This is a genomic window from Xanthomonas albilineans (genome assembly GCF_009931595.1).
GTDB classification, from domain to species: domain Bacteria; phylum Pseudomonadota; class Gammaproteobacteria; order Xanthomonadales; family Xanthomonadaceae; genus Xanthomonas_A; species Xanthomonas_A albilineans.
In genome coordinates, this window is record NZ_CP046570.1 from 2,162,682 (window position 1) to 2,186,939 (window position 24,258).

Sequence of the window (24,258 nt, forward strand, 5' to 3'; positions counted from 1 at the left end):
TGGCCTCGTGCGGCTCAATGGGTATTCCAAGCGTAGATGGTCAACTCGGACGCATTCTGCAACAGCAACGGATCCTCGGCGACAATCGCCCGCGCCTGTTCGAGACTGGCGACGTTCTTCAACACATAGGCACCGCCGCTGCCGTCGGCGAAACCGCCGGTGAGTTCCAACAGCCCCTGCGCGCGTAGGGCGGCGAGAAAATCGCGGTGCGGCTGGATCACCGACTCCGGAAACGTCGGCTTACGCATCGCCATGACCAAGTAGTGTGTCATCGTCAGGTGTCCTTGCTGGATCGGTTCGGTGTGCGCCAGGCGCGGCGGTGATCGGCATTAGCCACCCAGCGCGTGCCAACGCGCCTGCAATTGCGCTAGGCGCAGATCTGCGGCGGCGCCGGGCGACACCCGCGCGGCCAGGCTGCCTTCCGGCGTGCGCCCCTGCCCAGCGCTGTCAGCGGTGGCCGCCGCCGCCTGATACGCTTCGCGGAACGGCACCCCGGCCAGCGCCGCTTCCACGGCCACGTCGGTGGCGTACATACCGGAGTCGATCGCCGCCCGCAGCATGTCCTGGCGCCACTCCAGATTGGCCAGCAACGCCGGCAACAACTCAAGTGCGGCCAGACCACGACCGAAACCGTGGAAAATCGCCCCCTTGCTGCTTTGCAAATCGCGGTGATAGCCGGAGGGCAGCGAGAGCAGCTGTTCGATCTCGGTCCGCGCCGCGGCCACGCTGGCATGGGTGGCGCGCATCAGTTCGATCACGTCCGGATTGCGCTTGTTGGGCATGATCGAACTGCCGGTGGTGTACTGCGCCGGCAACGCGACGAATCCGAACTCGCCGCTGGTGAACAGCGACAGGTCCCAGGCCAGACGGCGCAGATCCAAGGTGGCGCTACCGAGCGCTTCCAGTGCCGCCATTTCGAACTTGCCGCGCGACAATTGCGCGTAGATCGGGCTGACCTGCAGGCGTGCGAAGCCCAGCGCAGCGGTGGTGTGGTCACGATCCAGCGGCAGGTTGACACCGTAGCCGGCGGCGGTGCCGAGCGGATTGCAGTCCACCAGCCGCAGCGTATCGCCGGCGCGTAACGCATCGTCGATGAAGGCCTCGGCCCAGCCAGCCCACCACATGCCCGCCGACGACACTACGGCACGTTGGATGTGGGTATAGCCGGGCACCGGCAGATCCTGCTCGGCCTGCGCGCGGTCCAACGCGACCTTGGCGATCTCGGCGCTGAGCTGGGCCAAACGCGTCAGCTTGTCCTTCAGCCACAGTCGCGTCGCAACCAGGATCTGATCGTTGCGGCTACGTCCGGTGTGGATCTTGCGCCCGGCATCGCCCAGGCGCTCGGTCAGCCGCGTTTCGATCGCCGAATGCCCGTCTTCGAAGCGCGCATCGAGGACGAATGCGCCGCGGCGAAAGTCTTCGGCCAGCATCGCCAGCTCGCGTTGCAATCCAGCCAGTTCGTCCACCGAGAGGATGCCGATGCGCTGCAGGCCTTCGGCATGCGCGCCGCTGGCGGCGATGTCGTGCAGGAAGAATTCGCGATCCAGCAGCACGTCGTCGCCAGCCAGAAATGCCTGGATCTGCGCATCGACGGCAACGCCGGGTTTTTGCCACAGGAGATTGGTCATGGGGAGAGAGGCTCTTGTGTGGGACCCAGGTTGCGGGTCCAGATGATGTCACACCGGAATCGACGTCAATTCGTCCAATCCCAGCGCCAGGTTGAGATTTTGCATCGCCTGCGTCGCCGCGCCCTTGAGCAGATTGTCCAGCGTCGCCACCAGCACCAGCCGCTTGTTGCCCGGCGCCAGGGTGAAGCCGCCGATCTGCACGCCATGGCGACCAGCGATGCGACTCACCCACGGTGCGGTGTCCAGCACCTCGATCAAGGCTTCGCCGGCATAGCGCTCGCGGTAGCGACGCTGCACCGCATCCAGCGTCATCGGCTGCTGCAGCCATAGGTTCACGGTCATGGTGATGCCGCGAAAATGCGCCGCCACGTGCGGCATGAACTCCACCGGCAGGCCGAGTTGCGCGGACACTTCGCGCTCGTGCAGGTGGTCGGTCAGCGCATACGGCATCAGGTTGTCGCGCAGCAGCGCCGGGTCGTTCTTGTCCGACGGCGTGGTGCCAGCACCGGAGTAGCCGGAGACACCGAAGCACTGCGGCGGGCCGGCCAGTTGCTCGCACAACGGCGCGACCGCCAACTGCATCGCGGTGGCGTAGCAACCGGGATTGCTGATCCGCCGCTGCCCGGCATAGCGCGTCCGGGTCAGTTCCGGCAGGCCGTAGTACCAACTAGGATCGAAGCGATAGTCCGCGGACAGATCCACGATCACCGGATCCACCGCCGTCGCGTCCGCCTGTTGCGCCGCCTCCAGCGCGGCCACGTAGGGCGCGGCCTTGCCGTTGGGCAGCGCCAGCACGACCACGTCTGCGCGCTTGGCCGCGACCGCCTCCGGATCCAGGTTTTCGTAGCGCAGCTCGCCCTGGTAGGCGTCGTGATGCACGTCGACGCGCTGACCGTCCAATTCGCGCGAGGACACGAAGGCCAAGCACAATTGCGGATGCGCAGCGATCAGGCGGATCAGTTCGGCGCCGGTATGACCGCGCGCGCCGACGATGCAGATGGAGTAAACGGAAGTGCTCATGCGTGCGAATCCAGGCGGAACTGCAGGTGACGTTTCACCCCGGCCCATTCCGTATCGATGATGGAGAAGACCACGGTGTCGCGCGGCGTGCCATCGGGATGGCGTTTGTGGTTGCGCAGCACCCCATCCTGCTTGGCGCCCAGCCGTGCGATCGCCGCGCGCGAAGCATGGTTGAACCAGCTTGTCTCGAACGCCACGCTGAGACAGCCGAGGGTATCGAAGGCATGACCGAGCAACAGCAGCTTGGCCTCGGTATTGACGCCGGTGCGCTGCACGCGCGGCGCATACCAGGTGTAACCGATCGACAGCGTCGGCACCTGCGGGTCCAGGCCGTAAAAGCGCGTGCTGCCGACAATCTCGCCGTGCGCGTCGCGCACTACGAACGGCAGCACGCAGCCAAGCTCCTGCAACTCCAGAACACCTGCGACATAGGCATCCACCCGCTCCGACGCCGGCACGCTGGTGTACCACAGCGTGTCCAGGCCACTGCCGGCCAGCGCGGCACGCAAGCCTTGAGCATGCGCAGGCTGCAGCGGCTCTAGGCTAACGTGGCGCCCGCGCAAGGTGGGTACACGGCGCCAAGCCTCGGTAAGATCGCAAGAGGATGCAAACATGGCAGCGGTGAATTTCAACCCAGCAAGGTCGGCGTGCGACCGGCGCAATGTGCCACGCAGTGCTGGATCTGCTCGAAATTCTCCAGCCCGTACCAGAACACCTTCCACTTCTCCTGCTTGAAGCAGCCGTCGGATTCGGCGTAATAGAAAATGTTGACCTGGTTATTGTGCCGCGAACGCCAGAACAGCTGCGGCGTTTCCTCGCGCATCACGTTCCACACCGCGCGGCCAAGGCCTTCGCCCTGCGCGTCGTCGAGTACCGCAAACTTGTCCAGATAAGTGTAGCCGTCCTCGTTGGTCAGGATGACCGCAGTACGGTAGTTCTCGCTGACGTAGGCGCGCAGCAATCGAGTCGTGTCGAAATAGTCCGGCACCAGGGTGCGACCGAAACTGGATTCGATCAGCGTCCTCAAGCGCGCCATGTCCAACTCGCGCCACGAGGTCGCACGCAACACCCTCTCACCACGTCGCACCAGCGTGCCGGAGCCCTTATGGGTGAACAGTTCCTTGGCCAGGTCGGCCGGGCGGGTGATCGACACCGACGATTCCAGCGGCAGCCGGTCCAGCAGATCCTTGATCTGTTCGATCTTCAGCCGCATGCCGCCATTGATCCACGGCTGCTGCATCAGGTGCGCGTACTCGGTGGACAGATTGATGGAGTCGATCACCGTACCGCGCTCGTCGAGCAAGCCGCCGGTACCGGTGAGGAAGATGATCTTGTACGGCTGCAATTCCCGCACCAGTTCGTTGGCGGCGATATCGGCGTTGACGTTGAGGATCTGGCCGCTGGGGGTTTCGCCCAGGCTGGTGATGACTGGAATCGAGCCGGCTTGCAGGCTGGCCTCGATCGGCGCCAAATTCACCGCAGTGACCTCGCCGACCAGGCCGTAAGTGGCCTGATCCAGGTACTGCGCCTCGAACACCCCGCCGGTGATCGAGGTGGCGCGCGCACCGTTCTGCTGCAACGCCTCGACCAATTTCAGGTTGGAGGTCTGGAACACCCGGCGCACGATCGCCAGCGCTTCCGGCGAAGTCACGCGCAGTCCGTTGACGGTGCGCTTCTCGATCCCCGCCGCGGCCAGTTCCGCATCCAATTGCGGGCCGGCGCCGTGCAGCACGATTGGGGTCAGCCCTACTTCTTGCAGGAACGACAGCGATGAGGTCAGCGCTTCCAGGTCGTCGCGCAGCACCGCGCCACCGACCTTGACCACGGCGAAACGCTTGGCATCCAGTTGCGAAAAGCGCTTCAGATACTGGCTGATTTCCTTGGCGCTGGCCATGCTCGAAAGCAGGCGCACGATGGTCTGACGGGTTTGACGGTTGGCGTGCATGGCAGGAGAAAATGTCCGAAAAAATCCAAGATGGTCAGGCGCAGCAGACGCGCGGGTCAGCGCACACCGTTGAGGATGCGATGCACCGACGTGGCGTAGCGCTGCAACTGCTCCAGCGTCACGAACTCGTCGGCAGTGTGCGCCTGGGCAATATCGCCCGGGCCGTACACCAACGCGGTATAACCACCCGCGGAGAACAGCGAGGCCTCGGTCCAGAAATCCACTGCGTTGCCGATCGGCAGCTCCAGCGCATCGGCGACATCCCGCGCGGCCAGTCGACGTTCCTCGGCACGGGCGATGTCGCCGGACGGCAGGCTCGGCCCACGAAAGGTTTCCTCGAAATGCGCCGCGGCCGGATCGGCGAAGCCAGCGAAGCTCCCCAGCAATGCGTCCACGTCCATTGACGGCAACGGACGGAAACCGAAGCGCACTTCGGTCGCCGGCGCGATCATGTTGGCCTTGATTCCACCCTCGACCCGACCGATGTTGAAGCGCAGCCCGGTGAGGCCACCGAAGCGGGCATGCGCCAGCGATTCCACATGATCCAATGCGCGGCCACCCCAGCGGATCGCCTGGTGCAGCGCGCTGGCGGACGGATCCTGCTTGCCGGACGCATGACCGGCACGGCCAGCGAAACGCATCAGCACCGAACTGATGCCACGATGCGCCAGCACCGCATCGCTCATCGTCGGCTCGGCCACCAGCACCGCCTCATAGGCGATGCCACGCGCCAGAAACGCGGCGATGCAACGCGGATCGTTGGCTTCCTCGTCACTGGAAAACAGGAACGCCGCATCGCCATCGCCGGCGTTGGCTGCGGCAATCAGCGCCGCCGCCGCGCCCTTGATATCGCACACGCCCAGGCCGATCACCCGATCCTCGGTACGACGCATCACGTGCGGGTCGGCGCTCCAGTGCGGCGAATCCGGCACCGTGTCCAGATGGACGTTGAACAGATACTTCGGCGTACCCCGCACCGCGTACAGGCTGACCGCGCCGGCGCCGTGATCGATCACCTCGACCCGGAAGCCAGGCAGTTTCGCGCGCAGATAATCGAAGATGCCAGCAGTGGTGATCGCGCGCGGCGGGTTGCGGGTGTCGAAGGCGACTAGCGCCTGCAGGTGATCGAGGGTGGAGGTGAGCAGATCGGTCATGGTGGGTCAGGCAGCCGTGGTACTGGTGCGATAGAGGTCGGTGTGGGCGATTTCCATCAGCGATTGCGGCCGCTCCGGCGCGGCGAAGCCGTGCCGGGCGTACAACGCATGCGCGTCGGAGGTCGCCAGCATGAAACGGCGCAGGCCTTGCAGTTGCGGGTGGGCCATGACCGCTGCCATCAACTGCTTGCTGTAGCCATGGCCGCGGTGTTCCGGCAGCACGAACACGTCGGCGAGATAGCCGAAAGTCGCGCCATCGGTGATCACGCGAGCAAACACCACCTGCCCCACTGCGCCGAGGTAGCCGCCGAAGCACAGCGAACCGGCGATCGCCCGTCGCACCGTCTCCAGCGGAATGCCCAGGCACCAGTAAGCCTGCTCGCTGAGAAAGCGGTGGATCAAGGGCAGATCCAGTTCCTCGTTGTCGGTGCTGATGCGCAGTGCGGCCATGGATTCCATCAGAACAACACTTCCAGCGGGAGAATGCCCCCGAAGGGAGCGGATGAGGGGGGGCGAAGCCTCGTGCCGTGAGCTGCGCGAGGGCTTCGTTGCCGTACCCTCACCCATCTCCCGAGGGGAAAGGGGCCTTGCGCTCAGCGATTCACCTGCGCATACAACGTGGAGCTCATCCCGAACAGCTTGATGAAGCCCTCGGCCTCGGCCACGCCCCAGTCCGCCGACTGCGCGTAGGTCGCGCCCTTGGCATTGAGCAGATGCGGCGACTTCACCGCCACCGCATCGACGCGACCGCCGCGCGTCTCCAGCATCACCTCGCCATTGACCATGGACTGCGAGGAATGCAGGAACGCCTCCAGATCGGTCTTCAGCGGATCGTGGTAGAAGCCTTCGTAAACCAACTCCACCCACTTGCGTGCCACGTCCGGCTTGAAGCGATTCTGCTGTTTGGTCAGCACCGCGTCCTCCAGCGCGCGGTGCGCGGCCAGCAGTGCGACCAGACCCGGCGCCTCGAAGACAATGCGGCCCTTCAGGCCGATCACGGTATCACCGGTGTACATGCCACGGCCCACGCCATATTGGGCGAACAATTTGTTGAGCTTGGCCAGCAACTTGGCGCCTTCCAACGGCTTGCCGTCCAGCGCCACCGCCTCGCCGTGTTCGAACGTCAGCGTCACCATCAACGGCTCGGTCGGCCAGGCGCTGCGCGGCGCGCACCAACCACGGGTGCCCTCGCCCGGCGCCTCCCAGCGGTCGATCTCGCCGCCGGACATTGTCACGCCGAGCAGGTTTTCGTTGATGGTGTACGCCTTCTGCTTGGCGCGCACGCCGAAGCCGCGCTCCTCCAGGTATTTTTGCTCGTAGGCGCGGGTCTGGGTGTGCTCCTTCTGGATTTCGCGAATCGGCGCCACAATGGTGTAGTCGCCCAGGGCTTTGACCGCTAGATCGAAGCGCACCTGGTCGTTGCCCATGCCGGTGCAGCCGTGCGCGATGTGCTTGGTGCCCAGTTCGTCGGCGCGCTTGAGCGCGGCATCGACGATCAAATAGCGGTCGGAAACCAACAACGGATACTGGCCCTGGTACCCCTCGCCCGCCTGCACGAACGGCTTGACGAAACCGTTCCAGATCGCCGGGCCCCCATCCACGGTGACATGGCTGGCCGCCCCTAGTTCCGCCGCGCGCTTCTCGATGAAATCGCGCTCATCCTCGTCCACGCCACCGGTATCGGCGAACACCGTATGCACCGCATAGCCCTGCTCTTGCAAATAAGGAATGCAGAAACTGGTATCAAGGCCGCCGGAAAAGGCAAGGACGATGTCGATGGCGCCTGGACGCGAAGCAGCATTGGGGTGCGACATGAGGGAACTCCTGGGGGAAGGCTGAATCGATGAAATAAAGAAAATCTGCGGCGTCGACGTGGCGCGTTACGCGTCCCGGGTGTCGCGTCCGGCATCGCGCACCAACGCGGCCATCACCGCCTTCTGCACATGCAACCGATTTTCGGCCTCGTCGATGGCGATGCAATTGGGCGAGTCCATCACCGCGTCGGTGGCCTTGACGTTGCGGCGCAACGGCAGGCAATGGGAAAACACACCGTTGTTGGTCAGCGCCATCTTGCGTTCGTCGACGATGAAGTGCTGATACTGGTCGCGAATCGGTTTCTCCGGCCCCCAGTTGCCGAAGAACGGCAAGGCGCCCCAGCTCTTGGCGTAGACCACGTCGGCACCGGCATAGGCGCTGTCGATGTCGTGGCTGATGGTCAGCGAACCACCGCTCTCGGCCACATTCTGCGCGGCCCAGCCCATGTAGCGTTCGTCGAGCAGATAATCCGGCGTCGGGCACAGCAAGGTCACCTCCATGCCCAAACGGGTGGCGATGGTCAGTGCGGAATTGGCCACCGCCGTGTTCAGCGGCTTGGGATGGTAAGTCCAGGTCAGCACGTATTTCTTGCCGCGCAGGTCCTGGGTGCCGAAATGTTCCTGCAGTGCCAGCGCGTGGGCCAGCTCCTGGCAGGGATGGGTGATGGTTTCCATGTTGATCACCGGCACCGGCGAGTATTTGGCGAAGCTCTTGAGCACCTGATCCTCGCGGTCCTTGGCCCAGTCGACGAACTTCGGAAAGGCGCGTACGCCGATCAGGTCCACGTAGCGTCCGAGCACCCGCGCGACCTCGGCGATGTGCTCCTCGGTCTCGCCATCCATCACCGTGCCCAGATCGAACTCGATCGGCCAGGCATCCTTGCCCGGCTGCAACACCACCGCGTGCCCACCCAACTGGAACGCCCCCAGCTCGAAGCTGGTGCGGGTACGCATGGACGGATTGAAGAACACCAGCGCGATCGATCTGCCCTTGAGCTCACTGCCAAGACGATTGCGCTTGAACAGCGCCGCCTGGGTCAGCAACGCATCCAGGTCGGTGCGGCTCCAGTCCTGGGTGTTCAAAAAGTGCTTCAGAGACATCGATCCATACCTTTGCTGCGGGGAACCACCGGAAATCGATGGCATGCGCGGGACGCGCGATAGCTTCTTTACGGGTGAAACCTTTCCGGACAATGAAAACGAAAAAACCCAGCCTCTAGCTGGGTTTTCAGAACGAGCACAACGACGCTCCGGTTACCCAGCCAAAATGTGGGATTCCGGTCGACGCGCACGCGAGGTCATGCCAGAGGCAAGACGAGCGGCACTGAGTGCATGCTGGAGCAGGTTCGCTTTCACTGGCGCGCATCGTCGCACGCGCGCGACGCAGGCGCAAGCCGGGCTCATCGCGGCGGCACCACCACCGCGTCCGGGACGTAGGGCACCACCGACACGCGGATGCGCAGGCGGTTGCCCGGGTCTTCCGGCAGGCGCGAACGATACTTGGTGCCCTTATAGACATAATCCACGTCGTAGGCGATCGGCCGACGGAACTCCCGACCGACTGTCACCGTCGTGCAATTGCGTCCGCTCGATGGCGCGGCCGCAGGCGCCGGAGCGACTGGGAGCTCCTCATGCCGGCGACTGAAGATATCCTTCACCGAATCCATCATCCTGCCGATCCGGCTATCGTCCTGAACGGGCTTGGGCAGCTCCGGCGCCGCCTCCATCGCCGGCGCTGGGTCGCACCGCTGTTCGGTGCGAGTGGCACGCAAGGTCTGATAGACCGGCTCCACGTTAAGCACCTGCGCGTACTCCAGCCTGACGTTCTCGATCACCACCACCCGATTATGCTCCTCGTTGTCCTGCGCTGCGGACACCGTCGCAACGCAAACAAGCATGCCGAGCAGCGGCGACAACAACTTTGGACGCATTGGCAGCGGGCTTTGCGGTGGCAGACTGGTCAGTGTAGGCATTGCGGCTTGCGTCGGGCTGAATGCATGTCCAGGCCAGCATGACCCACCCAGTCCACAACTACTACCGGTAGAATCGAACAGCCTCTTCATGCCCGATGCCGATGCGCCTGCGCCTGTACAACAACCTGACTCGCCAGCTCGACGCCTTCGAACCGCTCGATCCGCATGCCGGCCCGACCTTCTACGTCTGCGGCCCGACCGTGTACAACTACGCGCACATCGGCAACGCGCGCGGCCCGGTGGTGTTCGACGTGCTGGCCAAGCTGCTGCGGCGGCGGTACGGGCGGCTGCGCTACGCGCGCAACATCACCGATGTGGACGACAAGATCAATGCTGCCGCGCAGGCCCAGGGCGTGCCGATCAGCGCGATCACCGACCGCTTCGCCGCCATCTACCGGCAGGACATGGCCGCGCTGGGCGTCGCCCCGCCGGACATCGAGCCGCAGGCGACCACCCACATCCCGCAGATCGTGGCGATGATCCAGCGACTGATCGACAACGGCCACGCCTACCCCGCCGAGGGTCACGTGTTGTTCGCGGTGGCCAGCTTCGCCGACTACGGCAAACTCTCGCGGCGCGACCCGGAAGAACTGTTGGCCGGCGCCCGCGTCGACGTGGCGCCGTACAAACGCGACCCGGGTGACTTCGTCCTGTGGAAGCCCTCCAGCGACGACCTGCCTGGCTGGGACTCGCCGTGGGGCCGTGGCCGCCCGGGTTGGCACATCGAGTGCTCGGCGATGGCCGCCGCGCACCTGGGCGAGACCATCGACATCCATGCCGGCGGCGTGGATCTGCAGTTCCCGCATCACGAGAACGAAATCGCGCAGAGCCAGTGCGCCCACGGCGGCGCCACCTTTGCCCGCTTCTGGCTGCACAACGGCATGCTCACCTTCAGCGGCGCCAAGATGAGCAAGTCGCTGGGCAACATCGAAACGGTGCACGAGCTGATCGCCAAGCATCCGCCAGAAGCACTGCGCTACGCGCTGCTGAGCGCGCATTATCGACAACCGCTAGACTGGTCGGAGGCGCTGATCACGCAATCGAAGAACACGCTGGATCGGTTGTATGGGACGCTGCGCGATCTGTCCGGCTATTCCGCCGAGCCGGATATCCCCGCCGAAGTGGACATCGCGCTCGACGATGACCTCAATACCCCAAAGGCGCTGGCCGAGCTTTCCGCACTCGCCTCGCGCGCCCGCACGCTCCTGTCCAAACCCGAGCACATTGGTCCAGCCGAACACGCCGAGCTTGCCCATGTAAAAGCCAACCTGCTCGGCGCCGGGCTCGCCCTGGGCCTGTTGCAACAAGATCCCAACGTCTGGTTCCAAGGCGCCGACAATGCCGACGATGCGTCCATCCAGGCCTTGATCGACGAACGCAGCGCAGCCAAACAACGTCGCGACTTCGCCCGTGCCGACGCCATCCGCCAACAACTCGCCGACACCGGCATCGTGCTCGAAGACACACCGCAAGGCATTCGCTGGAAGCGTGGCTGATCGGCATCTCGCGCTGCGCTCTATCCAGAACCTTATTGTATTACCCGTGACCGACACCGACTTCCCGCTCGAACCCACACCCGCCGCCGCCCAGGCCGCCATCGCCGAGGAATTCGGTTTCTTCGGCGACTGGTCCGAGCGTTACCAATACCTCATCGACCTGGGGCGCAAGTTGCCCGCCTTTCCCGAGGTATGGAAGACCGAAGAACATCGCCTGCACGGCTGCCAGTCGATGGTGTGGATCGTGCCCGAAGGCAATACCCAACGCTTGGTGTTCCATGCCATCAGCGATTCGGCCATCGTCTCCGGGCTGATCTACCTGGTACTGCGGATTTACTCCGGACGCAGCGCCGCCGACATCCTGGCCACGACGCCGGACTTCGTCGCCGCCATCGGCCTGGGCAAGCATCTCTCGCCGACCCGCAGCAACGGCCTGGCCGCCCTGCTGGCCTTCATCCAGGACACCGCCCGCGCGCAACAGACATGAGCGCATCGCTGCCCACGCCGCATACGCTGCGCACCCTGCTGGCGCATCCCGGCTTTGCCCTGGTGCTGGCCTATCGCATCTGCACCATGCTGTCCTACCAGATCGTCGCCGTCACAGTCGGCTGGCACATCTACGAGATCACCCATAATACGTTCTCGCTGGGGCTGATCGGGTTGGCCGAAATTCTGCCGTTCTTCTGCATAGCCCCGTTCGCCGGCTATCTGGTTGATCACCTGCCGCGACGCCGGCTGGGCATGCTCTCCTGCCTGGGCCTGATCGCCACCGCCGGCGTGCTGACCGCCGTGAGCCGCGACTGGCTGCCCATGCACGGGGTGTGGCCGATCTACGCGGCGATCGCGCTGACCGGCGCAGCGCGCGCGTTCCTGACACCGGTCTACAACGCGTTGTTCGCGCATGCGCTGCCGCGCGCAGCGTATGCGCGCGGCGCCGGGGTCGGCAGCGTCGCGTTCCAGGCCGGCATGGTGATCGGGCCGGCGCTGGGTGGCGTGCTGGTCGGCTGGGGCGGCAAAAGCCTGGCCTACGGCACCGCCATGGGCGCGGCCACCCTGTCACTGCTGGCGCTGTGGTTGTTGCGCGTCGCCGAGCCGATCCATGACGGCCCACGCGCACCGATCTTCCGCAGCATCGCCGAAGGCGCGCAATTCGTGTTTTCCAATCAGATCATGCTCGGCGCAATGGCCCTGGACATGTTCTCGGTCCTGCTGGGCGGCGCGGTGTCGATGCTGCCGGCCTTCATCCACGACATTCTGCACCATGGCCCCACCGGCCTGGGCATCCTGCGCGGCGCGCCAGCGCTGGGCTCAATCCTGATCGGCGTGTGGCTGGCGCGGCATCCATTGCAGCGCAATGCCGGACGCGTGCTGCTGCTGGCAGTGGCCGGCTTTGGCCTATGCACCATCGCCTTCGGCTTGTCGCGGCACTTCTGGCTGTCGGCCGCGATCCTGCTGGTCTACGGCATGTGCGATGGGGTTTCAGTGATCGTGCGCTCGACCATCCTGCAACTGGTCACGCCAGATGCGATGCGTGGCCGGGTGTCGTCGATCAGTGGCATTTTCATCGGTTCGTCAAACGAGCTTGGCGCCTTCTACGACGGAGTCATGGCCCGGCTGATCCACTTGGTGCCGGCGGTGGTCCTGGGAGGCTGCATCACCCTGGGCGTGGTCGGCATCACCGCCTGGAAGGCGCCGAAGCTGCGCAGGTTGGATCTGCGCGACCTGCAGTAGCCCATCGCGTGCGCCGCCGCGCTCAACGCGCGACGGAAGATGGCTGCGCAATGTACTGGCTCCACGCATGTGCGCAATCGGGCACACCGTGCGCTTGCACCAACCCTCCCCGAGTGACCAGAAACCGACACGTCGCCACGAACACCGCCGACACCGCTCTGGAACGGATCGGCGAAGCCAGCACATGGTCGTCCGCCGTCGGAAAATTCACCGCCTGGCGCAGCGCAGGCGGCGTCCCCAACTGTTTGAACATCGCCTGCATGGCCGCTACCGAAACTGCCTTGTCCTGGCGTTGCGCGTCGCGGTAGTAATACCCCAGGAACACCGGCACGTGGATCCGGGCGTAGGTCGCCGGCTGCATGCCGCCGCGGGTGAGCGCGGCCAGCGCGCGATAGCCATCCAGATGCGTCGCATCGGCCCAGTACGCGTTCTCGACCGGATGGCGCAGGATCGGATCGCCGCCGTTGCGCATCCACACCAACACCTGTGCTCCCCATGGCCACAGCATCGGTTGCAATTGCGCGTCGCGTTCGCGCACCAACGGCGACCACAGCACCAAGGCCTGCACTTGGCGCGGATTCGCGGCCACCGCTTGCACCGCCAGGGCGCCCCCCATCGAATTGCCGATCACTACCACCCGCTCGCCCAGCACCCGCGTCACCGCCAGCGCCTCGGCGGCCCCGACGAGCAGGCCACCGGCATCGACACCACGCAACGCATCGGCCGCAACCAGCCCATGCCCCGGCAGCCGCGGCAGATATAGATTGCAACCAAAGCTGCGCGCCAGACGCACATGCGTGGGCGCCCCTTCGCCTTGGCTGGCGGTGAAACCATGCAGATAGACCATCGCACAGCCACGCCGCCCCGGATGCGCCGGGTCGGCCCAGACGATGCGCGCCTGATTGTCCGGACGCAGCCCTGGCGTGGCGCGTTCGCGCGCATCGATCCACGCCTGCAGCACAAGCGGATCCTGCGGCACCGCCGGTGCCACAACCTGGGGCAAGACCACACTGACCCGCGGGCCCAGCGCAACAATCGCCAGCAGCAATAGCACGCTGGACAACAGCCAGCGCCATTTGCCAAGGCGGCGCGGTTGCTGCCGCGCCGTGGCGCGTCCGAAGGCATCACGCATTGACTTCAACTTCCCCACTGCACACCAACCATCACGATGACGATCAAACAGAAACGACCATTGGATAGCATGAACGCGTAACGATCACATGGCGATGCCGCCATCCGCTCAGCATGCGGTACCGGCATGACAAGGGCATGTACGACGTGGGCAGCGCATGCCGCATCGCATCTGGCATCCACCATGCCCGTGCGCCGAGGCACTGATTTTCGCAAGGTCATGTGCACCCCCCTCTCCACAGGGGTATGTCTGCATACCCACCCACACCCATGGCGCGATTTGTAGACAAAAGAATCACCATGCCAAATGGGAAAGGCTGACGAAACCATCACTATGCGATCCTGATACGATAGAAAGTAGCGGCGCCTTGGATGCAAGGCAACAGTGTCATCGCATGTGGAGTTTCCCGTGCGACATTTGAATGGACGACGTCGAAATGGAACATTCGCTTTTCCGACGCGATGTGTCGGACGCCCCCAGTCAGGCATGGCTAGGCACTGTAAGACTGGCAACCCCGCTCTCCACCCAGGTCTGGACCCTCGTCGCGCTCGGCATTGTCACTGCCATCCTGGTGTGGTTGTGCTTCGGTCACTACACACAGCGCGTCCACGTGACCGGCCTGCTGGTGCCACGCGCCGGCCTCATCAGCCTGACCGCCAATACGCTCGGCGTGGTCGATCACGTCGATATCACCGAAGGCGAACGCGTAGAGGCAGGGCAGAGCCTGGTCTCGCTGTCCGGCGAACACACCAGCAAAGCGCTCGGCAACACCTCGGCGAGCATCAGCACACAACTGCAACGGCAAGCTAGCAGCCTGCGCCAGGACATGGGCGACGCCGTCGAACTGCAAAACAAGCAGGCCGAGGACAACCGCATGCAGCAGACAGCGCTGAAAGAACAGCTCACACAGATCGATGCGCAAATCACCATCGAAAAGAAGCAGATGGCGCTCGTCCAGGAACTGGTGAACAAATGGTCCGGCCTGGTCGCCGGCGGTTACATCCCCGCCATCCAGGTCGAACAGGAACAATCGGCGCTGCTCGCCGACGAATCCCAATTGCGATCGCTGCAACAACAGCGTAGCAGCACGCGACAGCAACTGAGTGTCCTCAACGATCAACTCGCGCAACTCCCATTATCGGTGTCGGCCAAACTCAACGAACTGCGCCGGCAACTCGCCCAGGTCGAGCAGACGCTGGCGCAGAACGAAGCTACACGCGCCAGTGAACTCCGCGCGCCGGCCAGCGGCACCATTTCCTCGCTCCTGGTCAAGGCCGGCGCCTCGGTCGCACTGGGTCAGCCCTTGCTCGCCATCGTACCGGACGGCTCATCCCTGCAAGCGCAGATTCTGGTTCCCAGCCATGCAGTCGGCTTTGTGCATATTGGTACTGAAGTCACCCTGCACTACCAGGCGTTCCCATACCAGAAGTTCGGCCTGCAGCATGGCGTGGTCCGCAGCGTCTCGCGCAGTGCACTGACTCCTGGCGAGGTCACGGTGCTGCTGGGTGGCGGCACGTCTGCGTCCTCGGATCCGCTCTACCTGGCACAGGTGGAGTTGGCGGACCAATCCGTGCAGGCATACGGGCACAAGGAGCCGTTACGCCCTGGCATGGCGCTGGACGCGGACATGTTGCTGGATCGCCGGCGAATCGTCGAATGGATCTTCGAGCCCCTGTACGGCATCGGTCGCCGCTGGAGCGGCGGCGCATGAGCACGTCACCAATCGAGCATCCGCCGGAAACCTCCGATCTGCGCGAGGACCGCAGCGGGCGACTGCGGTTCTGGCAGGCGCGCAGCTTGCCGAATGTGTTGCAATCGGAAACAGCCGAGTGCGGACTGGCCTGCATCGCCATGATCGCCGGCTACCATGGTCACCACACCGATCTGCCCGCACTACGGCGGCGCTTCAGCCTGTCGCTGAAGGGCATGACCGCGCGACGCCTGATCGAGGTCGCACACGTACTCGGACTGCAATGCCGGCCACTGCGCCTGGACATGGAAGAGCTCGGCCAACTGCCGACGCCCTGCGTGCTGCACTGGGACCTGGACCACTTCGTCGTGCTGCGCAGCGTCGGCAAGCACAAGGCGGTCGTGCACGATCCGGCAGTGGGCGTGCGCAGCCTGAGCCTGGTCGAGATCGGTCGACATTTCACCGGCGTCGCCATCGAATTCTCCAAAGGACCCAGCTTCCAACGCCAGCGCGAGACACCCCCTATCTCGTTGCGCGCGCTCGCCGGCTCGGTTCGCGGCCTCGGCCGTGGGCTGACGCAGATCTTCGGCCTGGCGCTGGTGCTGGAGATATTCGCCCTGCTCGCACCGCTGTTCATGCAACTCGTGGTGGATCAGGTCATCGCCGATGGCGACCACGACCTGCTGACCTTCCTCGGCTTGAGCTTCGCCCTGCTGATCGTGCTCGAGACGCTGGTGTCGGCCCTGCGCAGTTGGACCGTGATGTGGCTCAGCACGCACTTCAACCTCGGCTGGACCGGCAACGTGTTCCAGCACCTGATGCGCCTGCCGCAATCCTACTTCGGCGCACGCCATCTCGGCGACATCGTCTCGCGCTTCGGCGCGATCGACACGATCCAGCAGACCCTGACCACCCGCTTCGTCGAAATCCTGCTCGATGGCCTGCTGGCCAGCATCACCCTGGTCGTGCTGTTCGCCTCTACAGCCCACTGCTGTCGGTCATCGTGCTCGGTGCGGTGGCGCTCTACGCGGCGCTGCGAGTGCTGTACTTCCGTATCTACCGCGAGGCCAACCTCAGTCAGATCACCGTCACCGCCAGGCAGCACAGCCGATTTCTGGAAGCGGTACGCGGCGTGCAGACGATCCGCCTCCACAATCAGGAAGCGGAGCAGACCGCGCGCTATCTCAACGCAGCAACGGACACGCTCAACACCTCGATCGCCGTACAGCGCCTGGACATGCTGTTCACCGCGCTGCAGAACTTGGCGACCGGCGCGCAGCGTCTGGGCGTGCTGTGGCTTGGCGCGTGGCTGGGGCTGAAAGGCCAGTTCACCGTCGGCATGCTGACCGCCTTCGTCGCCTACGGTGACCAATTCAGTAGCCGCGTCGCCAGTCTGGTCGACTATGCGATCGAACTGCGCATGCTGCGCCTGCAAGCCGAGCGGCTAGCTGATATCGTGCTGACACCCCCCGAAGCGCACGCCATCAGCGCGCATGCCGGCCCGCTGCCGGAACCTGGCGTCGCCCTCCACAAGGTCAGCTTCCGCTACGCCGAGGGTGAACCGTGGATCCTGCGCGATTGCAGTTTCGCGGTGCATCCGGGGGAATCGGTCGCCATCGTCGGTCCATCGGGCTGCGGCAAGAGCACGCTGGTCCGGCTGCTGCTTGGTCTGCTCGATCCGCAGCAGGGCACCATCGAGATCGGCGGCATCGATCTGCGCCGGCTCGGCAAATCGCGCTATCGCGCGATGACCGCCAGCGTGATGCAAGACGACCACCTGTTCAGCGGCTCGATCGCCGAGAACATCAGCCTGTTCGACGCGCTCGCCACGCCTGCGCAAATCGAGGACGCGGCGCGCCTGGCCGGCATACACGAGGACATTATGGCCATGCCGATGGGCTATCACAGCCTGGTGGGCGACATGGGATCTTCGCTATCCGGCGGCCAGCAACAGCGCTTGTTCCTGGCCCGCGCGCTGTACCGGTACCAACAGATCCTGGTGCTAGACGAGGCCACCAGCCATCTCGATGTCGCCCTGGAACGCAAGCTCAACCAGGCGATCAAGGCGCTGAACATCACCCGCATCGTCATCGCCCACCGACCCGAGACGATCGCCCACGCCGATCGCGTCATCGAACTGTTCGAGGGAGCACTGAGCACACGCCAGCCGTCCGCACAGACGACTCACATTCCTGCCACGTCCTAGTCCACTGCCGGCGCAACCGCGTCGTTTCCCACCCCCTTCTTCCATCGTGAGGTCACCATCGTGTCAGCGCCGGAAGCGTCATCCCTCCAGATCGTCAACAATTTCGTCGAAGTACAGCATCTGACGGCGCTGATACGCGGTCGCGGCGGCTGGTCCTACGGCATCTATCCAGGGCTACTCGGACAAACCGCGCCATCCTGGCACCTCCACCTTTGTGGCAGTCGCAAGCCGCACGAGCGCGCCATTCACGACGATGTGCTAGCCGCGACGCCGGGACTGGAACCGCTGCACGAGATATGGATGCAGATCAAGGAAGATCTGGCGCAGGACTACGGCTTGGTTCGCGCCTACGCCACCGGCCACACGCATGGACAGGAGGGGACGGCCCACTACTACGCCAAGCCATCGGACCAGGAACGCGTCGCCCTGCTCTACACCAGTGCCGAATGGAAAGACGATTGGGCCGGCGAAACCGTGTTCTACGACAACGCCCGCGAATGCATTTCCATCCGTCCGCGTCCCGGCCGACTGGTGCTATTCGACGGCACCGTCGTCCGCGCCTCGCGCGCTCCCACGCGTGAGTGCCCAACGCTGTGCTCGACCATCACCTTCCACATGCGGCGTCTGCGCCGCTGACGCCGCCGCAACCGCAACAGGAGCACGCATCATGATCCTCTCCCTGCACAACATGCTGGCCACAACAGCGCTGCTGCTCTGCGGCGCAACGCCCTGGGCCGCCTCGGCAACCGGGCTCGGCGGCGGACATGCCAACCTCGGCGAACAACTGCACATTCCCATCGCCGATCCCGACGGACACCCCTGGATCTTGCAAGGCCGCCTCTGCCATCCCGTGGGCGTCCACCGCCCGCGCGTGGTGGTGATCGCGCACGGCTCGCCGGCAAATGCCGCCGACCGGCCCGGCATGACCCTGGAAACCTGCGACGGCGAATCGGCGCGCTGGTTCTTGCACCGGCACTATGCCGTCGCCCTGGTACTGCGTCTGGGCTACGGCGCGACCGGCGGTCCCTGGAGTGAGGGTTACGAGGGCTGCGAGCGCGCCGACTACGTCAAGGCCGGACTGGAAACCGCGCGCCAGCTCAAGACCATCGTGGCGTTCGTGACCGCCCTCCCCGGCAACAGCCCGAACGGCGCTATCGTGGTCGGGCAGTCGGCCGGCGGCTGGGGCACCCTGGCCTACAACAGCCTGCCACACCCCAATGTCAGCGCGTTCGTCAACATGGCCGGTGGCCGTGGCGGCCACTTCCACAACCTTCCGAACAGCAACTGCCATCCGGACAAACTGATCAAAGCAGCGGCCACGTTCGGCAAGAGCGCGAGCACGCCGATGCTCTGGATCTACACGGCCAACGACAGCTTCTTCGGTCCCCCATTGGTCACCGCACTGCATCGCGCCTTCACCGAAGCCGGCGGTCGCGCGGTGATGGTGACGCCAGGCGCATATGGCGAAGACGGACACCATCTTTTCTTCGGTCACGGCGCTTCCGCCATTTGGGGACCTTCCGTGGAGCGCTACCTCGCATCGGTAGATACCAACGAATCCCAGTGACACACCATCCACCATCATTCCACTCCCATGCAAGGCACACGATGACCATGCAATCGCTCCGGGACCTCATCCAGACCATCGGTCTGCACACCAGTGCCGAGAACATCCACCTCATCACCAAGAAAGGCGGCACCTACAGCTGGCTATTCGATCTGCGCCGTATCTTCATGCAACGTGGGGCACTCGAGCAGATCGCCCTGGCCTTCTGGGAGCGCAATTCCGCGCGCCCACCGTTCCAGCTCGGCGGGTTGGAGACGGCCGCAATTCCATTACTCACCGCATTGCTGTTAACCGCGCCCAAGCAACACCGGCAGATCAACGGTTTCATCATTCGCAAGGATCGCAAGACGACCGGTATGGGCAATGCCATCGAAGGCGAGGTACTCGACCTGCCCGTCATCCTGGTCGACGACTCGCTCAATTCGGGCAACAGCGCAGAGAAGGCCCGCGCAGTGATCGCGATGGCTGGGCACATGCTCAAGGAGATGTTCGTGGTGGTCGACTTCCTGTCCAAGGCCGGCATGCAGTGGCGCAACGCGCACGGGATCATCGTGCAATCGCTGTTCACACTCAAGGACTTCAAGCTACCGCAAGAACAGCAGACCCCGCATCCCACCCAGGTGTATCGAGAGCTGTGGCGGACGGCGACACCGGGCGGTTTCGCCTACCACGTGGTCCCTAAATCCGCACCGCTCCTGGTCGGCGACAGGATTTTCCGCGGCTGCGACGCAGCCAAAATGCAAGCATTCTCGGCCGAGACCGGTGGACTGCTCTGGGAATACCCGGTGACCGGCGCGGCGTACACCAAGAAGGGCATCTGGTCGTGCCCGGCCTACCACGATGGGCGCCTGTACTTCGGCGCCTACAACGGCACCGTCTATTGCCTGGACGCAGCCAATGGCGAGGAGATCTGGACCCATCCGGACGGCGACTGGGTCGGTGCCTCCCCGCTGCTGGTGCCAAGGCACAATCTGATGTACGTCGGAATCGAATACGTCCGCCCCTGGGCACAAGGCAGTCTCGCCGCCTACACCATGGACACCGGCGAAAAGGTCTGGGAACACCAGGTACAAAAGCTGCAACACGGCTCGCCGGGCTATTGGGAGGGGGGCGACCTGGTGATCTGGGGAAGCGCGGATCACGAGACCCTCGCCCTCGATGCAAGAACCGGACACATCGCCTGGCGTTTCAAGACCAGACGCTCGGTGAAATACGCACCCGCCGTGGACGAACAACGCCGGTTGACCGCTTTCGCCTCGTTCGACAAGTCGATCTATCTCCTGGACGTGGCAAGCGGCGAGAAGCGCGGCGAGTGGCAAACCGAGGAAATTTGCTACACCACACCACTATTTGCAGGAAACAAGCTGTTTTGCGGATCGGGCGATCGCCACCTGTATGTGATCGACATTGACACGATGCAACTGATCAAGAAGATCAACCTGCGCTCGCGGGTATACGCCTCGCCCAAGCGCATCGGCAACCGCGTGATCGTCGGCAGCAACGGCGGCCGCGTCGTCGAGATCGACATCGACACGCTCGAGACCGTGGGCATGCTGCAACTGCCGGACGCGGTCACCAACGGCGTCGCCGTCTCACCGGACGGCCAGCGTATCTACGTGTCCACCTACATGAATCATCTTTATGCGTTCGAGCGCCTGAGCGGCATGCAGAACCAAGACGCCCTCCCGGCCCTCCCTGCACCCTGACGCACGACGCGTGTCCGGGATTGGTTCGCGCGTCCAGCACTGGGCTGCACGCGCCGGATCAACCGAAGCGGGGACGGCCTTCCCCGCATACATGTCAAAGGATAAAAAGGATCAACATGAGAACGCTCGATATCATCGAAATCGATATGGTCGCAGGCGGCACACGTAAATCCATGGGCACCCACCCATTGTCCAGCTCGATCCACCACGCCAAGGCGCACAATAAAACGCATCACGCCAAGGCCAAGACCCATCATCATCACCAGATGGCGCTACACAAGTCCGCCGCTTCGCATATCACCTCAACCAGCGCGCTCGACGCGCAACTCGACTCGGAAATCGCCGAAGGCGGTGGTGAAGGTGGTGAAGGTGGTGAAGGTGGTGAAGGTGGTGAAGGCGGTGAAGGTGGTGAAGGTGGTGAAGGCGCTGACGGTGCTCAAGACACCAGCGGGGCCGGCACCAGCGACAAACCCGGCACGTCCGCCTCTGTCATCAAAACCATCAGGGGCCCCACGGTAACCTATACAGCGGCAGATGGCTCTACGAACGAAATCTGGGGCGCGCACCCGACGCGCGACAACAATCCGCTCAACATCCGCTCGGGCACCTTCGCGGACAACCATGGTTCGATCGGCAACGATGGCGGCTTCGCGATCTTCTCCAATCCTCAGGCTGGACGGGATGCTGCAATGGCCAACATGAACCGCCTCAACAATAATATGGGCGGCAACGCCACGCTAAGCCAGCTCATCACCACCTGGTCACCACCGGGCGAAAACAATACATCGCAAATGATCACCGATATCACCAACGGTTCGGGCCTGAACCCGTCCGATCACTGGGGGACATTGAACAGCGATCAGCAGAACGCGTTCATAAATGCTTACGGCAAAAGAGAAGGCTGGAAGCCCATAACGCACTAATTCAATTCAACCTGTGGCAAGGCCGGGAAAACTCCCAGCCTTGCCCACGCACAATCGACTCCCGGAGCTATCCCATGCACCACCGCTTCATTTCGTTGCTCGGCCTGCTCGCCTTCAGCATGGCCGTCAGGCAGGCCCACGCCACCGGCACCGACGGCGCTGCCTGCACGCACGCCCTGCACCAGGCCTTCGCCGCCTCGCCCAACGCGGCCATCCTGCCCGCTCCATGCAGACACATCGGCCCGGTCGCGCTTGGCATGCGCAAGGACGAGGTTCTCGCCGCGCTCGGCCAGCCGGACGCCACCCGCAGCGATGCCAAGCATCCGGACACGCTCCGCGTGATGTACCTGTACCCGCGCGATTTCAAAGCACGATTGGCGCAACATCCTCTTCCGCTCCAGATGCTCGGGTTCACTAGCCTAACCGTAAGCTTCCGCAACGACCGTGTCATCAATGTCGATATCTTCGTCTGTCTGAGCGTTCCCTTGCCTTTCGATCTGCTCGGCAAGCCAGTCGGCACTCATGTCGATCGCATCCTCCAGGCGATCGGTGGCAGTCCGCAATGGAACGCCAGCCGCGACTATATCCAGTTCTCGGCCATGCCACTGAGCTTGGAGGTGGATCCGGACACCTCGGCCATCGTCGGGTTAGACATCGCAGCCAACAAGGACGACCTGTACAACTTCGGCATGTTCAACTTAAATTTGCTCAAGGATCCCAAAAGCGGCCTGATCAACGGGGTACGTTGAATCTCGACGTCGTCCCTGCGCCGTGGTACGGGGCATGCTTGGCAGCGCAGCGCGAGACCCCGACAGCACAGACAGCATCGGCATCACCGGCGAAACATGCGCACGCGCCACAGCGAATGGCAGCAGACACAGCGACAGTGCGTGGCGCAGACGTCATCGCCACGCGTCACCTTGCCCGCCGCTGCATCAGCGGATCGCACCGTTTGGCGGCAGGCGCCCCCGCCGGATCGGCACGATCCACCAGAAAACGCAAGGCCCCGCACGAGCGGGGCCCTGGCGACGCAGAAGAGGCGGGGATCAGTCGCCCTGCTGCTTCTGCAAATGCTCCCAGCGTTCCTGCGCGTCGATCGTGCGCTCGGCGGTCAGGCGCGCTTCCAAGCGTTCCAGGCCAATTTCCTCGCCCGTGTCCACGCAGTAGCCGTAATCGCCCGCATCCAGGCGCTTGATCGTGCTGTCGATCTTGCCGATCAGCTTGCGGTAACGGTCGCGTGTACGCAGTTCCAGCGAGTTCTCGGTTTCGCGGGTTGCACGCTCGGCTTCGTCGCCGATGTCGCGGACCTCGTCGCGTAGGTTCTCGATGGTTTGCTTGGATTCCTCCACCAGATCGGCGCGCCAGCTGAGCAGGCGTTGACGGAAGTATTCCTGCTGCAACGCATTCATGTATTCCTCGTCCGCCGTCGGTTTGTAGCCTTTGGGCAGGATCGGGCGACCGGTCGCCTCGTCGGTCTTGTATTCGACCACTTTGTACTTGGCTGGCTTGGCCGGTGCGTTGGACTTATTCGCGGTCACGGCCACAGCGACCTTACCAGTGGGTCTGGTCACCGGCGGCTTCGGGGCGGGTTCGGATTTGGTGGGGGTTTTCGCGGAAGATTTCGAAACGGACACAGGATTCTTTTGTGGCGGGGCCGAAGACGTGACGGGCGCGGCAGCGACGGGCTTGGGAGCCGGTACCGGGGCAGGCGCGACAGACTTGGCCTGGACAGGCTTGGCCGCAGCCGGCTTGGATGCCGGCGTCGGTACGGAGGTGGACGGCGCAGGCGCGGCGACCGGTTTGGATTTGACGGCTGGTTGGGATTTGGCGACAGGCGCAACCGTCTTGGCAACAGGCTTCGCCGCCGACTTCACTACCGGCTTGGGGACAGGCGCAGACTTGCCGCCAGACTTGGCAACAGGTTTGACCGATTTTGTCGCCGGCTTTGCCGGCGTTTTCTTGACGGCTGCGGATTTGGCGGCCACCACGGCAGGCTTGCCCGCCGTTTTTTTGACCGCTGGTTTGCTGGCGGGCTGCTTCGCAGGCGCTGCCTTTGCCACTGGCTTGGCCGACGTTTTTTTCGACGGCTTGGCAGCAGCCACGCCCCCCGTCGCTTTCTTGGCGACAGGCTTGGCGGGCTTTTTGACGGCCTTAACGGCCTTCTTTGCAGGTTTTTTAGCAGCCACGAAACGCTTCCTTGATTCTTCCCGGGGCCCGGGAAAGCGGGCCTTTATAGCCTACCCTACCCTTAGCGGCAACAACGCAGCGTATAC

21 protein-coding genes and 1 pseudogene are annotated in these 24,258 nt (G+C 64.0%); 10 read left to right on the forward strand and 12 right to left on the reverse strand.

The window, feature by feature from the left end:
* Positions 1-14: 14 nt before the first annotated feature.
* The 10 genes from XaFJ1_RS09085 to XaFJ1_RS09130 form a co-directional block, all read right to left on the reverse strand.
* Positions 15-272, reverse strand: a complete 258-nt coding sequence (locus XaFJ1_RS09085) for a YciI family protein (protein ID WP_012916376.1) — start codon at positions 270-272, stop codon at positions 15-17.
* Positions 273-329: 57 nt separating this feature from the next.
* Positions 330-1,628 (reverse strand): argininosuccinate lyase, encoded by a 1,299-nt coding sequence (gene argH, locus XaFJ1_RS09090; protein WP_012916377.1) that lies wholly within the window; start codon positions 1,626-1,628, stop codon positions 330-332.
* A gap of 48 nt (positions 1,629-1,676) precedes the next feature.
* A complete protein-coding gene (argC, locus tag XaFJ1_RS09095) occupies positions 1,677-2,648 on the reverse strand; it encodes an N-acetyl-gamma-glutamyl-phosphate reductase (RefSeq protein WP_012916378.1) in 972 nt (323 codons plus the stop codon).
* The gene (locus tag XaFJ1_RS09100) at positions 2,645-3,262 is read right to left on the reverse strand and encodes a GNAT family N-acetyltransferase (RefSeq protein ID WP_012916379.1); all 618 of its coding nucleotides are present in this window, start codon (positions 3,260-3,262) and stop codon (positions 2,645-2,647) included. The genes argC and XaFJ1_RS09100 overlap by 4 nt, the downstream gene beginning before the upstream one ends.
* Before the next feature lie 14 nt (positions 3,263-3,276).
* Positions 3,277-4,593: an acetylglutamate kinase gene (locus tag XaFJ1_RS09105; RefSeq protein ID WP_012916380.1), complete on the reverse strand. Its 1,317-nt coding sequence runs from the start codon at positions 4,591-4,593 to the stop codon at positions 3,277-3,279.
* A gap of 56 nt (positions 4,594-4,649) precedes the next feature.
* On the reverse strand, positions 4,650-5,747 hold the full coding sequence (locus XaFJ1_RS09110) for an acetylornithine deacetylase (protein WP_012916381.1): 1,098 nt from the start codon (positions 5,745-5,747) through the stop codon (positions 4,650-4,652).
* A gap of 6 nt (positions 5,748-5,753) precedes the next feature.
* Positions 5,754-6,206, reverse strand: coding sequence for a GNAT family N-acetyltransferase (locus tag XaFJ1_RS09115; protein ID WP_012916382.1), 453 nt, complete (start codon positions 6,204-6,206; stop codon positions 5,754-5,756).
* A 134-nt stretch (positions 6,207-6,340) separates the two neighbouring features.
* Positions 6,341-7,561 carry an argininosuccinate synthase gene (locus XaFJ1_RS09120; RefSeq protein WP_012916383.1) on the reverse strand — a complete coding sequence of 407 codons (1,221 nt, stop codon included), beginning with the start codon at positions 7,559-7,561 and terminating at the stop codon, positions 6,341-6,343.
* A gap of 66 nt (positions 7,562-7,627) precedes the next feature.
* Positions 7,628-8,662 (reverse strand): N-acetylornithine carbamoyltransferase, encoded by a 1,035-nt coding sequence (locus XaFJ1_RS09125; RefSeq protein WP_012916384.1) that lies wholly within the window; start codon positions 8,660-8,662, stop codon positions 7,628-7,630.
* Positions 8,663-8,961: 299 nt separating this feature from the next.
* On the reverse strand, positions 8,962-9,492 hold the full coding sequence (locus XaFJ1_RS09130; protein ID WP_012916385.1) for a glycine zipper 2TM domain-containing protein: 531 nt from the start codon (positions 9,490-9,492) through the stop codon (positions 8,962-8,964).
* 143 nt (positions 9,493-9,635) lie between these two features.
* On the opposite strand from XaFJ1_RS09130, the gene cysS reads away from it, so the two are divergent.
* The 3 genes from cysS to XaFJ1_RS09145 are packed head-to-tail and all read left to right on the forward strand — an operon-like array spanning position 9,636 to position 12,761.
* Positions 9,636-11,030, forward strand: a complete 1,395-nt coding sequence (cysS, locus tag XaFJ1_RS09135; RefSeq protein WP_045756906.1) for a cysteine--tRNA ligase — start codon at positions 9,636-9,638, stop codon at positions 11,028-11,030.
* Positions 11,031-11,076: 46 nt separating this feature from the next.
* The gene (locus XaFJ1_RS09140; RefSeq protein WP_045756907.1) at positions 11,077-11,517 is read left to right on the forward strand and encodes a SufE family protein; all 441 of its coding nucleotides are present in this window, start codon (positions 11,077-11,079) and stop codon (positions 11,515-11,517) included.
* Positions 11,514-12,761, forward strand: a complete 1,248-nt coding sequence (locus tag XaFJ1_RS09145; RefSeq protein WP_012916388.1) for an MFS transporter — start codon at positions 11,514-11,516, stop codon at positions 12,759-12,761. The genes XaFJ1_RS09140 and XaFJ1_RS09145 overlap by 4 nt, the downstream gene beginning before the upstream one ends.
* Before the next feature lie 22 nt (positions 12,762-12,783).
* Here XaFJ1_RS09145 and XaFJ1_RS09150 read toward each other — a convergent pair whose 3' ends face one another.
* Positions 12,784-13,893, reverse strand: coding sequence for an alpha/beta hydrolase (locus tag XaFJ1_RS09150; RefSeq protein WP_012916389.1), 1,110 nt, complete (start codon positions 13,891-13,893; stop codon positions 12,784-12,786).
* Positions 13,894-14,329: 436 nt separating this feature from the next.
* On the opposite strand from XaFJ1_RS09150, the gene XaFJ1_RS09155 reads away from it, so the two are divergent.
* From XaFJ1_RS09155 to XaFJ1_RS09185, 7 genes and pseudogenes are all read left to right on the forward strand, one after another.
* Positions 14,330-15,604: a beta-barrel domain-containing protein gene (locus XaFJ1_RS09155; RefSeq protein ID WP_012916390.1), complete on the forward strand. Its 1,275-nt coding sequence runs from the start codon at positions 14,330-14,332 to the stop codon at positions 15,602-15,604.
* Positions 15,601-17,789, forward strand: a pseudogene (locus XaFJ1_RS16530) (peptidase domain-containing ABC transporter). The gene XaFJ1_RS09155 and the pseudogene XaFJ1_RS16530 overlap by 4 nt, the downstream one beginning before the upstream one ends.
* Before the next feature lie 60 nt (positions 17,790-17,849).
* Positions 17,850-18,425 carry a 2OG-Fe(II) oxygenase gene (locus XaFJ1_RS09165; RefSeq protein ID WP_012916393.1) on the forward strand — a complete coding sequence of 192 codons (576 nt, stop codon included), beginning with the start codon at positions 17,850-17,852 and terminating at the stop codon, positions 18,423-18,425.
* 31 nt (positions 18,426-18,456) lie between these two features.
* Positions 18,457-19,356 carry a dienelactone hydrolase family protein gene (locus XaFJ1_RS09170; protein WP_012916394.1) on the forward strand — a complete coding sequence of 300 codons (900 nt, stop codon included), beginning with the start codon at positions 18,457-18,459 and terminating at the stop codon, positions 19,354-19,356.
* Between the two features lie 47 nt (positions 19,357-19,403).
* Positions 19,404-21,062: an outer membrane protein assembly factor BamB family protein gene (locus XaFJ1_RS09175; RefSeq protein ID WP_230596762.1), complete on the forward strand. Its 1,659-nt coding sequence runs from the start codon at positions 19,404-19,406 to the stop codon at positions 21,060-21,062.
* A gap of 116 nt (positions 21,063-21,178) precedes the next feature.
* Positions 21,179-21,985 carry a hypothetical protein gene (locus XaFJ1_RS09180; RefSeq protein ID WP_161525170.1) on the forward strand — a complete coding sequence of 269 codons (807 nt, stop codon included), beginning with the start codon at positions 21,179-21,181 and terminating at the stop codon, positions 21,983-21,985.
* A 74-nt stretch (positions 21,986-22,059) separates the two neighbouring features.
* On the forward strand, positions 22,060-22,734 hold the full coding sequence (locus XaFJ1_RS09185) for a hypothetical protein (protein ID WP_012916397.1): 675 nt from the start codon (positions 22,060-22,062) through the stop codon (positions 22,732-22,734).
* A gap of 297 nt (positions 22,735-23,031) precedes the next feature.
* Here XaFJ1_RS09185 and dksA read toward each other — a convergent pair whose 3' ends face one another.
* Positions 23,032-24,171: an RNA polymerase-binding protein DksA gene (gene dksA, locus XaFJ1_RS09190; RefSeq protein ID WP_080929716.1), complete on the reverse strand. Its 1,140-nt coding sequence runs from the start codon at positions 24,169-24,171 to the stop codon at positions 23,032-23,034.
* Between the last annotated feature and the right edge of the window lie 87 nt (positions 24,172-24,258).

Coding starts and splice junctions, on each gene's coding strand:
- XaFJ1_RS09085 (WP_012916376.1), bottom strand. CDS start 272: ATGACACACTACTTGGTCATGGCGATGCGTAAGCCGACGTTTCCGGAG.
- argH (WP_012916377.1), bottom strand. CDS start 1,628: ATGACCAATCTCCTGTGGCAAAAACCCGGCGTTGCCGTCGATGCGCAG.
- argC (WP_012916378.1), bottom strand. CDS start 2,648: ATGAGCACTTCCGTTTACTCCATCTGCATCGTCGGCGCGCGCGGTCAT.
- XaFJ1_RS09100 (WP_012916379.1), bottom strand. CDS start 3,262: ATGTTTGCATCCTCTTGCGATCTTACCGAGGCTTGGCGCCGTGTACCC.
- XaFJ1_RS09105 (WP_012916380.1), bottom strand. CDS start 4,593: ATGCACGCCAACCGTCAAACCCGTCAGACCATCGTGCGCCTGCTTTCG.
- XaFJ1_RS09110 (WP_012916381.1), bottom strand. CDS start 5,747: ATGACCGATCTGCTCACCTCCACCCTCGATCACCTGCAGGCGCTAGTC.
- XaFJ1_RS09115 (WP_012916382.1), bottom strand. CDS start 6,206: ATGGAATCCATGGCCGCACTGCGCATCAGCACCGACAACGAGGAACTG.
- XaFJ1_RS09120 (WP_012916383.1), bottom strand. CDS start 7,561: ATGTCGCACCCCAATGCTGCTTCGCGTCCAGGCGCCATCGACATCGTC.
- XaFJ1_RS09125 (WP_012916384.1), bottom strand. CDS start 8,662: ATGTCTCTGAAGCACTTTTTGAACACCCAGGACTGGAGCCGCACCGAC.
- XaFJ1_RS09130 (WP_012916385.1), bottom strand. CDS start 9,492: ATGCGTCCAAAGTTGTTGTCGCCGCTGCTCGGCATGCTTGTTTGCGTT.
- cysS (WP_045756906.1), top strand. CDS start 9,636: ATGCGCCTGCGCCTGTACAACAACCTGACTCGCCAGCTCGACGCCTTC.
- XaFJ1_RS09145 (WP_012916388.1), top strand. CDS start 11,514: ATGAGCGCATCGCTGCCCACGCCGCATACGCTGCGCACCCTGCTGGCG.
- XaFJ1_RS09150 (WP_012916389.1), bottom strand. CDS start 13,893: ATGCGTGATGCCTTCGGACGCGCCACGGCGCGGCAGCAACCGCGCCGC.
- XaFJ1_RS09155 (WP_012916390.1), top strand. CDS start 14,330: ATGGAACATTCGCTTTTCCGACGCGATGTGTCGGACGCCCCCAGTCAG.
- XaFJ1_RS09170 (WP_012916394.1), top strand. CDS start 18,457: ATGATCCTCTCCCTGCACAACATGCTGGCCACAACAGCGCTGCTGCTC.
- XaFJ1_RS09175 (WP_230596762.1), top strand. CDS start 19,404: ATGCAATCGCTCCGGGACCTCATCCAGACCATCGGTCTGCACACCAGT.
- XaFJ1_RS09180 (WP_161525170.1), top strand. CDS start 21,179: ATGAGAACGCTCGATATCATCGAAATCGATATGGTCGCAGGCGGCACA.
- XaFJ1_RS09185 (WP_012916397.1), top strand. CDS start 22,060: ATGCACCACCGCTTCATTTCGTTGCTCGGCCTGCTCGCCTTCAGCATG.